The organism is Escherichia sp. F1 (assembly GCF_046764225.1).
Taxonomy (GTDB): Bacteria; Pseudomonadota; Gammaproteobacteria; order Enterobacterales; family Enterobacteriaceae; genus Escherichia; species Escherichia coli.
In genome coordinates this window covers 4,680,164-4,692,542 of record NZ_CP177202.1, presented here as the reverse complement: position 1 = coordinate 4,692,542, position 12,379 = coordinate 4,680,164, and the positions used below count along the sequence as shown (strand labels likewise).

Sequence of the window (12,379 nt, the reverse complement as noted above, 5' to 3'; positions counted from 1 at the left end):
GCGATTGTAGGGATTGCTCATCAGATGTCCAGATCTTGATGAATTCCTATTTGTGAGCTACGTCTGGACAGTAACTTGTTACAACCTGTAGCATCCACTTGCCGGTCCTGTGAGTTAATAGGGAATCCAGTGCGAATCTGGAGCTGACGCGCAGCGGTAAGGAAAGGTGCGATGATTGCGTTATGCGGACACTGCCATCCGGTGGGAAGTCATCATCTCTTAGTATCTTAGATACCCCTCCAAGCCCGAAGACCTGCCGGCTAACGTCGCATCTGGTTCTCATCATCGCGTAATATTGATGAAACCTGCGGCATCCTTCTTCTATTGTGGATGCTTTACAATGATTAAAAAAGCTTCGCTGCTGACGGCGTGTTCTGTCACAGCCTTTTCTGCTTGGGCACAGGATACCAGCCCGGATACTCTCGTCGTTACTGCTAACCGTTTTGAACAGCCGCGCAGCACTGTGCTTGCACCAACCACCGTTGTGACCCGTCAGGATATCGACCGCTGGCAGTCGACCTCGGTCAATGATGTGCTGCGCCGTCTTCCGGGCGTCGATATCACCCAAAACGGCGGTTCAGGTCAGCTCTCATCTATTTTTATTCGCGGTACAAATGCCAGTCATGTGTTGGTGTTAATTGATGGCGTACGCCTGAATCTGGCAGGGGTGAGTGGTTCTGCCGACCTTAGCCAGTTCCCTATTGCGCTTGTCCAGCGTGTTGAATATATCCGTGGGCCGCGCTCCGCCGTTTATGGTTCCGATGCGATAGGTGGGGTGGTGAATATCATCACGACGCGCGATGAACCCGGAACGGAAATTTCAGCAGGGTGGGGAAGCAATAGTTATCAGAACTATGATGTCTCCACGCAGCAACAACTGGGGGATAAGACACGGGTAACGCTGTTGGGCGATTATGCCCATACTCATGGTTATGATGTTGTTGCCTATGGTAATACCGGAACGCAAGCGCAGACAGATAACGATGGTTTTTTAAGTAAAACGCTTTATGGCGCTCTGGAGCATAACTTTACTGATGCCTGGAGCGGCTTTGTGCGCGGCTATGGCTATGATAACCGTACCAATTATGACGCGTATTATTCTCCCGGCTCACCGTTGCTCGATACCCGTAAACTCTATAGCCAAAGTTGGGACGCCGGGCTGCGCTATAACGGCGAAATGATTAAATCACAACTCATTACCAGCTATAGCCATAGCAAAGATTACAACTACGATCCCCATTATGGTCGTTATGATTCGTCCGCGACGCTGGATGAGATGAAGCAGTACACCGTCCAGTGGGCAAATAACGTTACCGTTGGCCACGGTAATATTGGTGCGGGCGTTGACTGGCAGAAACAGACTACGACGCCGGGTACTGGTTATGTTGAAGATGGGTATGATCAACGTAACACTGGTATCTATCTGACCGGATTGCAACAAGTCGGCGATTTTACGTTTGAAGGCGCAGCCCGCAGCGACGATAACTCACAGTTTGGTCGTCATGGAACCTGGCAAACGAGTGCCGGTTGGGAATTCATCGAAGGCTATCGTTTTATCGCTTCTTATGGCACGTCGTACAAGGCACCTAATCTTGGGCAACTGTATGGTTTCTACGGAAATCCGAATCTGAATCCTGAGAAAAGCAAACAGTGGGAAGGCGCGTTTGAAGGCTTAACCGCTGGGGTGAACTGGCGTATTTCCGGATATCGTAACGATGTCAGTGATTTGATCGATTATGATGATCACACCCTGAAATATTACAACGAAGGGAAAGCGCGGATTAAGGGGGTCGAGGCGACCGCCAATTTTGATACCGGACCACTGACGCATACTGTGAGTTATGATTATGTCGATGCGCGCAATGCAATTACCGACACGCCGTTGTTACGCCGTGCTAAACAGCAGGTGAAATACCAGCTCGACTGGCAGTTGTATGACTTCGACTGGGGTATTACTTATCAGTATTTAGGCACTCGCTATGATAAGGATTACTCATCTTATCCTTATCAAACCGTTAAAATGGGCGGTGTGAGCTTGTGGGATCTTGCGGTTGCGTATCCGGTCACCTCTCACCTGACAGTTCGTGGTAAAATAGCCAACCTGTTCGACAAAGATTATGAGACAGTCTATGGCTACCAAACTGCAGGACGGGAATACACCTTGTCTGGCAGCTACACCTTCTGAACCACGTCCCACCGTGCTGGTGTTTGACTCCGGCGTCGGTGGGTTGTCGGTCTATGACGAGATCCGGCATCTCTTACCGGATCTCCATTACATTTATGCTTTCGATAACGTCGCTTTCCCGTATGGCGAAAAAAGCGAAGCGTTTATTGTTGAGCGAGTGGTGGCAATTGTCACCGCAGTGCAAAAACGTTATCCCCTTGCGCTGGCTGTGGTCGCTTGCAACACTGCCAGTACCGTTTCACTTCCTGCATTACGCGAAAAGTTCGACTTCCCGGTTGTTGGTGTCGTGCCGGCGATTAAACCTGCTGCACGTCTGACGGCAAATGGCATTGTTGGATTACTGGCAACCCGCGGAACAGTTAAACGTTCTTATACTCATGAGCTGATCGCGCGATTCGCTAATGAATGCCAGATAGAAATGCTGGGCTCGGCAGAGATGGTTGAGTTGGCTGAAGCGAAGCTGCATGGCGAAGATGTTTCTCTGGATGCGCTAAAACGTATCCTACGCCCGTGGTTAAGAATGAAAGAACCGCCAGATACCGTTGTATTGGGGTGTACCCATTTCCCTCTACTACAAGAAGAACTGTTACAGGTGCTGCCAGAGGGAACCCGGCTGGTGGATTCTGGCGCAGCGATTGCTCGCCGAACGGCCTGGTTGCTAGAGCATGAAGCCCCGGATGCAAAATCTGCCGATGCGAATATTGCCTTTTGTATGGCAATGACGCCAGAAGCTGAACAATTATTGCCCGTTTTACAGCGTTACGGCTTCAAAACGCTCGAAAAACTGGCAGTTTTAGACTGATTTGGTTGAATGTTGCGCGGTCAGAAAATTATTTTAAATTTCCTCTTGTCAGGCCGGAATAACTCCCTATAATGCGCCACCACTGACACGGAACAACGGCAAACACGCCGCCGGGTCAGCGGGGTTCTCCTGAGAATTCCGGCAGAGAAAGCAAAAATAAATGCTTGACTCTGTAGCGGGAAAGCGTATTATGCACACCCCGCGCCGCTGAGAAAAAGCGAAGCGGCACTGCTCTTTAACAATTTATCAGACAATCTGTGTGGGCACTCGAAGATACGGATTCTTAACGTCGCAAGACGAAAAATGAATACCAAGTCTCAAGAGTGAACACGTAATTCATTACGAAGTTTAATTCTTTGAGCATCAAACTTTTAAATTGAAGAGTTTGATCATGGCTCAGATTGAACGCTGGCGGCAGGCCTAACACATGCAAGTCGAACGGTAACAGGAAACAGCTTGCTGTTTCGCTGACGAGTGGCGGACGGGTGAGTAATGTCTGGGAAACTGCCTGATGGAGGGGGATAACTACTGGAAACGGTAGCTAATACCGCATAACGTCGCAAGACCAAAGAGGGGGACCTTCGGGCCTCTTGCCATCGGATGTGCCCAGATGGGATTAGCTAGTAGGTGGGGTAACGGCTCACCTAGGCGACGATCCCTAGCTGGTCTGAGAGGATGACCAGCCACACTGGAACTGAGACACGGTCCAGACTCCTACGGGAGGCAGCAGTGGGGAATATTGCACAATGGGCGCAAGCCTGATGCAGCCATGCCGCGTGTATGAAGAAGGCCTTCGGGTTGTAAAGTACTTTCAGCGGGGAGGAAGGGAGTAAAGTTAATACCTTTGCTCATTGACGTTACCCGCAGAAGAAGCACCGGCTAACTCCGTGCCAGCAGCCGCGGTAATACGGAGGGTGCAAGCGTTAATCGGAATTACTGGGCGTAAAGCGCACGCAGGCGGTTTGTTAAGTCAGATGTGAAATCCCCGGGCTCAACCTGGGAACTGCATCTGATACTGGCAAGCTTGAGTCTCGTAGAGGGGGGTAGAATTCCAGGTGTAGCGGTGAAATGCGTAGAGATCTGGAGGAATACCGGTGGCGAAGGCGGCCCCCTGGACGAAGACTGACGCTCAGGTGCGAAAGCGTGGGGAGCAAACAGGATTAGATACCCTGGTAGTCCACGCCGTAAACGATGTCGACTTGGAGGTTGTGCCCTTGAGGCGTGGCTTCCGGAGCTAACGCGTTAAGTCGACCGCCTGGGGAGTACGGCCGCAAGGTTAAAACTCAAATGAATTGACGGGGGCCCGCACAAGCGGTGGAGCATGTGGTTTAATTCGATGCAACGCGAAGAACCTTACCTGGTCTTGACATCCACAGAACTTTCCAGAGATGGATTGGTGCCTTCGGGAACTGTGAGACAGGTGCTGCATGGCTGTCGTCAGCTCGTGTTGTGAAATGTTGGGTTAAGTCCCGCAACGAGCGCAACCCTTATCCTTTGTTGCCAGCGGTCCGGCCGGGAACTCAAAGGAGACTGCCAGTGATAAACTGGAGGAAGGTGGGGATGACGTCAAGTCATCATGGCCCTTACGACCAGGGCTACACACGTGCTACAATGGCGCATACAAAGAGAAGCGACCTCGCGAGAGTAAGCGGACCTCATAAAGTGCGTCGTAGTCCGGATTGGAGTCTGCAACTCGACTCCATGAAGTCGGAATCGCTAGTAATCGTGGATCAGAATGCCACGGTGAATACGTTCCCGGGCCTTGTACACACCGCCCGTCACACCATGGGAGTGGGTTGCAAAAGAAGTAGGTAGCTTAACCTTCGGGAGGGCGCTTACCACTTTGTGATTCATGACTGGGGTGAAGTCGTAACAAGGTAACCGTAGGGGAACCTGCGGTTGGATCACCTCCTTACCTTAAAGAAGCGTTCTTTGCAGTGCTCACACAGATTGTCTGATAGAAAGTGAAAAGCAAGGCGTCTTGCGAAGCAGACTGATACGTCCCCTTCGTCTAGAGGCCCAGGACACCGCCCTTTCACGGCGGTAACAGGGGTTCGAATCCCCTAGGGGACGCCACTTGCTGGTTTGTGAGTGAAAGTCACCTGCCTTAATATCTCAAAACTCATCTTCGGGTGATGTTTGAGATATTTGCTCTTTAAAAATCTGGATCAAGCTGAAAATTGAAACACTGAATAGTCGAAAGATTATTCGTGAGTCTCTCAAATTTTCGCAACACGATGATGAATCGAAAGAAACATCTTCGGGTTGTGAGGTTAAGCGACTAAGCGTACACGGTGGATGCCCTGGCAGTCAGAGGCGATGAAGGACGTGCTAATCTGCGATAAGCGTCGGTAAGGTGATATGAACCGTTATAACCGGCGATTTCCGAATGGGGAAACCCAGTGTGATTCGTCACACTATCATTAACTGAATCCATAGGTTAATGAGGCGAACCGGGGGAACTGAAACATCTAAGTACCCCGAGGAAAAGAAATCAACCGAGATTCCCCCAGTAGCGGCGAGCGAACGGGGAGCAGCCCAGAGCCTGAATCAGTGTGTGTGTTAGTGGAAGCGTCTGGAAAGGCGCGCGATACAGGGTGACAGCCCCGTACACAAAAATGCACATACTGTGAGCTCGATGAGTAGGGCGGGACACGTGGTATCCTGTCTGAATATGGGGGGACCATCCTCCAAGGCTAAATACTCCTGACTGACCGATAGTGAACCAGTACCGTGAGGGAAAGGCGAAAAGAACCCCGGCGAGGGGAGTGAAAAAGAACCTGAAACCGTGTACGTACAAGCAGTGGGAGCCTCTTTATGGGGTGACTGCGTACCTTTTGTATAATGGGTCAGCGACTTATATTCTGTAGCAAGGTTAACCGAATAGGGGAGCCGAAGGGAAACCGAGTCTTAACTGGGCGTTAAGTTGCAGGGTATAGACCCGAAACCCGGTGATCTAGCCATGGGCAGGTTGAAGGTTGGGTAACACTAACTGGAGGACCGAACCGACTAATGTTGAAAAATTAGCGGATGACTTGTGGCTGGGGGTGAAAGGCCAATCAAACCGGGAGATAGCTGGTTCTCCCCGAAAGCTATTTAGGTAGCGCCTCGTGAATTCATCTCCGGGGGTAGAGCACTGTTTCGGCAAGGGGGTCATCCCGACTTACCAACCCGATGCAAACTGCGAATACCGGAGAATGTTATCACGGGAGACACACGGCGGGTGCTAACGTCCGTCGTGAAGAGGGAAACAACCCAGACCGCCAGCTAAGGTCCCAAAGTCATGGTTAAGTGGGAAACGATGTGGGAAGGCCCAGACAGCCAGGATGTTGGCTTAGAAGCAGCCATCATTTAAAGAAAGCGTAATAGCTCACTGGTCGAGTCGGCCTGCGCGGAAGATGTAACGGGGCTAAACCATGCACCGAAGCTGCGGCAGCGACACTATGTGTTGTTGGGTAGGGGAGCGTTCTGTAAGCCTGTGAAGGTGGCCTGTGAGGGTTGCTGGAGGTATCAGAAGTGCGAATGCTGACATAAGTAACGATAAAGCGGGTGAAAAGCCCGCTCGCCGGAAGACCAAGGGTTCCTGTCCAACGTTAATCGGGGCAGGGTGAGTCGACCCCTAAGGCGAGGCCGAAAGGCGTAGTCGATGGGAAACAGGTTAATATTCCTGTACTTGGTGTTACTGCGAAGGGGGGACGGAGAAGGCTATGTTGGCCGGGCGACGGTTGTCCCGGTTTAAGCGTGTAGGCTGATTTTCCAGGCAAATCCGGAAAATCAAGGCTGAGGCGTGATGACGAGGCACTACGGTGCTGAAGCAACAAATGCCCTGCTTCCAGGAAAAGCCTCTAAGCATCAGGTAACATCAAATCGTACCCCAAACCGACACAGGTGGTCAGGTAGAGAATACCAAGGCGCTTGAGAGAACTCGGGTGAAGGAACTAGGCAAAATGGTGCCGTAACTTCGGGAGAAGGCACGCTGATATGTAGGTGAAGCGACTTGCTCGTGGAGCTGAAATCAGTCGAAGATACCAGCTGGCTGCAACTGTTTATTAAAAACACAGCACTGTGCAAACACGAAAGTGGACGTATACGGTGTGACGCCTGCCCGGTGCCGGAAGGTTAATTGATGGGGTTAGCGCAAGCGAAGCTCTTGATCGAAGCCCCGGTAAACGGCGGCCGTAACTATAACGGTCCTAAGGTAGCGAAATTCCTTGTCGGGTAAGTTCCGACCTGCACGAATGGCGTAATGATGGCCAGGCTGTCTCCACCCGAGACTCAGTGAAATTGAACTCGCTGTGAAGATGCAGTGTACCCGCGGCAAGACGGAAAGACCCCGTGAACCTTTACTATAGCTTGACACTGAACATTGAGCCTTGATGTGTAGGATAGGTGGGAGGCTTTGAAGTGTGGACGCCAGTCTGCATGGAGCCGACCTTGAAATACCACCCTTTAATGTTTGATGTTCTAACGTTGGCCCCTGATCGGGGTTGCGGACAGTGTCTGGTGGGTAGTTTGACTGGGGCGGTCTCCTCCTAAAGAGTAACGGAGGAGCACGAAGGTTGGCTAATCCTGGTCGGACATCAGGAGGTTAGTGCAATGGCATAAGCCAGCTTGACTGCGAGCGTGACGGCGCGAGCAGGTGCGAAAGCAGGTCATAGTGATCCGGTGGTTCTGAATGGAAGGGCCATCGCTCAACGGATAAAAGGTACTCCGGGGATAACAGGCTGATACCGCCCAAGAGTTCATATCGACGGCGGTGTTTGGCACCTCGATGTCGGCTCATCACATCCTGGGGCTGAAGTAGGTCCCAAGGGTATGGCTGTTCGCCATTTAAAGTGGTACGCGAGCTGGGTTTAGAACGTCGTGAGACAGTTCGGTCCCTATCTGCCGTGGGCGCTGGAGAACTGAGGGGGGCTGCTCCTAGTACGAGAGGACCGGAGTGGACGCATCACTGGTGTTCGGGTTGTCATGCCAATGGCACTGCCCGGTAGCTAAATGCGGAAGAGATAAGTGCTGAAAGCATCTAAGCACGAAACTTGCCCCGAGATGAGTTCTCCCTGAGACTTTAAGTCTCCTGAAGGAACGTTGAAGACGACGACGTTGATAGGCCGGGTGTGTAAGCGCAGCGATGCGTTGAGCTAACCGGTACTAATGAACCGTGAGGCTTAACCTTACAACGCCGAAGATGTTTTGGCGGATGAGAGAAGATTTTCAGCCTGATACAGATTAAATCAGAACGCAGAAGCGGTCTGATGAAACAGAATTTGCCTGGCGGCCGTAGCGCGGTGGTCCCACCTGACCCCATGCCGAACTCAGAAGTGAAACGCCGTAGCGCCGATGGTAGTGTGGGGTCTCCCCATGCGAGAGTAGGGAACTGCCAGGCATCAAATTAAGCAGAAGGCCCAGTCGGAAGACTGGGCCTTTTTGCGTTTCTACAAACTCTCCCTGTCGTCATTACTACAAGCCATCCCCCCACGGATACGGTAAACTAGCCTCGTTTTTGCATCAGGAAAGCAGCTATGAACCACTCCTTAAAACCCTGGAACACATTTGGCATTGATCATAATGCTCAGCACATTGTATGTGCCGAAGACGAACAACAACTACTCAATGCCTGGCAGCATGCAACCGCAGAAGGGCAACCCGTTCTTATTCTGGGTGAAGGAAGTAATGTACTTTTTCTGGAAGACTATCGCGGCACGGTGATCATCAACCGGATCAAAGGTATCGAAATTCATGATGAACCTGATGCGTGGTATTTATATGTAGGAGCCGGAGAAAACTGGCATCGCCTGGTAAAATACACTTTGCAGGAAGGTATGCCTGGTCTGGAAAATCTGGCATTAATTCCTGGTTGTGTCGGCTCATCACCTATCCAGAATATTGGTGCTTATGGCGTAGAATTACAGCGAGTTTGCGCTTATGTTGATTGTGTTGAACTGGCGACAGGCAAGCAAGTGCGCTTAACTGCCAAAGAGTGCCGTTTTGGCTATCGCGACAGTATTTTTAAACATGAATACCAGGACCGCTTCGCCATTGTAGCCGTAGGTCTGCGTCTGCCAAAAGAGTGGCAACCTGTACTAACGTATGGTGACTTAACTCGTCTGGATCCTACAACAGTAACGCCACAGCAAGTATTTGATGCGGTGTGTCATATGCGCACCACCAAACTTCCTGACCCAAAAGTGAATGGCAATGCCGGTAGTTTCTTCAAAAACCCTGTTGTATCTGCCGAAACGGCTAAAGCATTACTGTCACAATTTCCAACAGCACCAAATTACCCCCAGGCGGATGGTTCAGTAAAACTGGCAGCAGGTTGGCTTATCGAGCAGTGCCAGCTAAAAGGGATGCAAATGGGTGGGGCTGCGGTGCACCGTCAACAGGCGTTAGTTCTCATTAATGAAGACAATGCAAAAAGCGAAGATGTGGTGCAACTGGCACACCATGTAAGACAAAAAGTGGGTGAAAAATTTAATGTCTGGCTTGAGCCTGAAGTCCGCTTTATTGGTGCATCAGGTGAAGTGAGCGCAGTGGAGACAATTTCATGAAGGATAACACCGTGCCACTGAAATTGATCGCCCTATTAGCGAACGGTGAATTTCACTCTGGCGAGCAGTTGGGTGAAACGCTGGGAATGAGCCGGGCGGCTATTAATAAACACATTCAGACACTGCGTGACTGGGGCGTTGATGTATTTACTGTTCCGGGTAAAGGATACAGCTTGCCCGAGCCAATCCAGTTACTTAATGCTGAACAGATATTGAGTCAGCTGGATGACGGCAGTGTAGCCGTGCTGCCAGTTATTGACTCCACGAATCAGTATCTCCTGGACCGCATCGGAGAGCTTAAATCTGGCGATGCCTGTGTTGCAGAATACCAGCAGGCTGGCCGTGGTCGCCGGGGGCGGAAATGGTTTTCGCCTTTTGGCGCAAACTTATATTTGTCGATGTTCTGGCGTCTGGAGCAAGGCCCGGCGGCGGCGATTGGTTTAAGTCTGGTTATCGGTATCGTGATGGCGGAAGTATTACGCAAGCTGGGTGCAGATAAAGTTCGTGTTAAATGGCCTAATGACCTCTATCTGCAGGATCGCAAGCTGGCAGGCATTCTTGTGGAGCTGACTGGCAAAACCGGCGATGCGGCGCAAATAGTCATTGGTGCAGGGATCAACATGGCAATGCGTCGTGTTGAAGAGAGTGTCGTTAATCAAGGGTGGATCACGCTGCAGGAAGCCGGGATCAATCTCGATCGTAATACGTTGGCGGCCATGCTGATACGTGAATTACGCGCGGCGCTGGAACTCTTCGAGCAAGAAGGATTGGCACCTTATCTTTCGCGCTGGGAAAAGTTGGATAATTTTATTAATCGCCCAGTGAAACTTATCATTGGTGATAAAGAAATATTTGGCATTTCACGCGGAATAGACAAACAGGGCGCTTTATTACTTGAGCAGGATGGAATAATAAAACCCTGGATGGGCGGTGAAATATCCCTGCGTAGCGCGGAATAATAAGATAGGGGAGCATTAGCTCCCCTGAAAATTATTTGCGTAGTCTGACCTCTTCTACCGCATGATTAGCACTTTTCGTTAGGATTAAACTGGCGCGCTCGCGAGTAGGTAGAATATTTTGCTTTAAGTTCAGCCAGTTGATCTCTTTCCACAACGTCATGGCAGTATTAATCGCTTCTTCTTTAGTTAATTTCGCGTAGTTATGAAAATAGGAATCCGGGTCTGTAAAAGCCCCTTCGCGGAATTTCAGGAAACGGTTGATATACCACGTCTGAAGTAAGTCTTCCGGTGCATCAACATATATCGAAAAATCGACAAAATCAGAAACAAATACATGATGTGGATCGTGTGGATAATCCATCCCGCTCTGTAAGACATTTAACCCTTCAAGAATTAAAATATCAGGCTGAACAACCGTTTTATCTCCATCCGGGATCACATCATAAATAAGATGCGAGTAAACAGGTGCTGTAACGTTTGGCACGCCGGATTTGAGATCGGAAACAAACTTCACCAGGCGATGCATATCATACGATTCCGGGAAGCCTTTCTTCTTCATCAGACCTCGTTCTTTCAGAACCTGATTAGGGTGAAGGAAGCCATCTGTAGTGATCAGTTCAACACGACGATGTTCCGGCCAACGGCTTAATAGCGCCTGCAATACACGGGCGGTTGTACTTTTCCCCACAGCGACACTACCAGCAATACTGATAATGTAAGGAATGCGTTGCCCGTTAGTACCAAGAAACTGTTCCAGAACTGCCTGACGGCGCAGATTCGAGCTTATATAGAAGTTCAGCAAACGTGACAGAGGTAAATAGATCTCGGCAACTTCTTCTAACGAGAGATCTTCATTAATACCTTTGAGACGGGCGATCTCATCTTCCGATAACGTCATAGGTACGGAATCACGCAGAGCTGCCCACTGGTTGCGGTCAAACTGTAGGTAAGGCGTCATTAACGTTTGCTCTTTTATACTCATAAGCATGTTTCTGGCGGTCATAGCTCTATCGGCAAAGCGATATTTGCCATGGCGCGTCACAGTTCTGTTGAATGGGTTAATGGGCAGGAGGGTAACACCAGATGGGGAGGAATAATAAGAAAAAATCTCTCCCAGGAAGCTATCGTTGAAAAGCAATGTGACAGATATTCCATCTGATAAAAAGAATTATGGTTTAGCAGGAGCGCATTGTTGAGCACAATGATGTTGAAAAAGTGTGCTAATCTGCCCTCCATTCGGCTGTTTCTTCATCGTGTCGCATAAAATGTGACCAATAAAACAAATTATGCAATTTTTTAGTTGCATGAACTCGCATGTCTCCATAGAATGCGCGCTACTTGATGCCGACTTAGCTCAGTAGGTAGAGCAACTGACTTGTAATCAGTAGGTCACCAGTTCGATTCCGGTAGTCGGCACCATCAAGTCCGGTGGGGTTCCCGAGCGGCCAAAGGGAGCAGACTGTAAATCTGCCGTCACAGACTTCGAAGGTTCGAATCCTTCCCCCACCACCAATTTCGGCCACGCGATGGCGTAGCCCGAGACGATAAGTTCGCTTACCGGCTCGAATAAAGAGAGCTTCTCTCGATATTCAGTGCAGAATGAAAATCAGGTAGCCGAGTTCCAGGATGCGGGCATCGTATAATGGCTATTACCTCAGCCTTCCAAGCTGATGATGCGGGTTCGATTCCCGCTGCCCGCTCCAAGATGTGCTGATATAGCTCAGTTGGTAGAGCGCACCCTTGGTAAGGGTGAGGTCGGCAGTTCGAATCTGCCTATCAGCACCACTTCTTTTCTCCTCCCTGTTTTTTCCTTCTGTTTATTGCATTCAACAAGTCGGGCATGTTGCCTGGTTGATGTGGTGATATCACCGATTTATCCGTGTCT

General features: G+C 50.2%; 5 protein-coding genes, 5 tRNA genes, 3 rRNA genes and 1 riboswitch. Of the genes, 12 read left to right on the top strand and 1 reads right to left on the bottom strand.

The annotated features are described in order from the left end of the window. The first annotated feature begins 85 nt into the window (after nt 1–85). A riboswitch (cobalamin riboswitch) is annotated at nt 86–275 on the top strand. A gap of 65 nt (nt 276–340) precedes the next feature. From btuB to birA, 8 genes are all read left to right on the top strand, one after another. Beyond that, complete coding sequence (gene btuB, locus ACK8NJ_RS22470; protein WP_001366808.1) at nt 341–2,185, top strand: TonB-dependent vitamin B12 receptor BtuB; 1,845 nt, start codon at nt 341–343, stop codon at nt 2,183–2,185. Next, complete coding sequence (murI, locus tag ACK8NJ_RS22465) at nt 2,130–2,987, top strand: glutamate racemase (protein ID WP_001306631.1); 858 nt, start codon at nt 2,130–2,132, stop codon at nt 2,985–2,987. The genes btuB and murI overlap by 56 nt, the downstream gene beginning before the upstream one ends. A 373-nt stretch (nt 2,988–3,360) precedes the next feature. Then, nucleotides 3,361–4,902: ribosomal RNA gene (locus ACK8NJ_RS22460) — 16S ribosomal RNA — on the top strand. A gap of 85 nt (nt 4,903–4,987) precedes the next feature. Beyond that, nucleotides 4,988–5,063 (top strand) — tRNA-Glu (locus ACK8NJ_RS22455). A 195-nt stretch (nt 5,064–5,258) separates the two neighbouring features. After that, nucleotides 5,259–8,160: ribosomal RNA gene (locus ACK8NJ_RS22450) — 23S ribosomal RNA — on the top strand. Nucleotides 8,161–8,254: 94 nt separating this feature from the next. Continuing rightward, nucleotides 8,255–8,370, top strand: a 5S ribosomal RNA gene (gene rrf, locus ACK8NJ_RS22445). The 16S, 23S and 5S rRNA genes sit together here with 1 tRNA gene alongside, the layout of an rRNA operon. Nucleotides 8,371–8,506: 136 nt before the next feature. Further along, entirely contained in the window at nt 8,507–9,535 is a 1,029-nt protein-coding gene (gene murB / locus ACK8NJ_RS22440; protein WP_411961992.1) for a UDP-N-acetylmuramate dehydrogenase, read from the top strand. Continuing rightward, nucleotides 9,532–10,494 carry a bifunctional biotin--[acetyl-CoA-carboxylase] ligase/biotin operon repressor BirA gene (gene birA, locus ACK8NJ_RS22435; RefSeq protein ID WP_000654623.1) on the top strand — a complete coding sequence of 321 codons (963 nt, stop codon included), beginning with the start codon at nt 9,532–9,534 and terminating at the stop codon, nt 10,492–10,494. Before murB ends, birA begins: the two co-directional genes overlap by 4 nt. A 31-nt stretch (nt 10,495–10,525) precedes the next feature. Here birA and coaA read toward each other — a convergent pair whose 3' ends face one another. Continuing rightward, complete coding sequence (coaA, locus tag ACK8NJ_RS22430; RefSeq protein WP_000023085.1) at nt 10,526–11,476, bottom strand: type I pantothenate kinase; 951 nt, start codon at nt 11,474–11,476, stop codon at nt 10,526–10,528. A gap of 361 nt (nt 11,477–11,837) precedes the next feature. On the opposite strand from coaA, the gene ACK8NJ_RS22425 reads away from it, so the two are divergent. The 4 genes from ACK8NJ_RS22425 to ACK8NJ_RS22410 all read left to right on the top strand — a co-directional run bounded on the left by ACK8NJ_RS22425 (nt 11,838) and on the right by ACK8NJ_RS22410 (nt 12,279). Next, nucleotides 11,838–11,913, top strand: a tRNA-Thr gene (locus ACK8NJ_RS22425). An 8-nt stretch (nt 11,914–11,921) separates the two neighbouring features. After that, nucleotides 11,922–12,006, top strand: a tRNA-Tyr gene (locus tag ACK8NJ_RS22420). 116 nt (nt 12,007–12,122) lie between these two features. Beyond that, nucleotides 12,123–12,197, top strand: a tRNA-Gly gene (locus ACK8NJ_RS22415). Nucleotides 12,198–12,203: 6 nt separating this feature from the next. Continuing rightward, a tRNA-Thr gene (locus ACK8NJ_RS22410) sits at nt 12,204–12,279 on the top strand. The last annotated feature ends 100 nt before the right edge of the window (nt 12,280–12,379 follow it).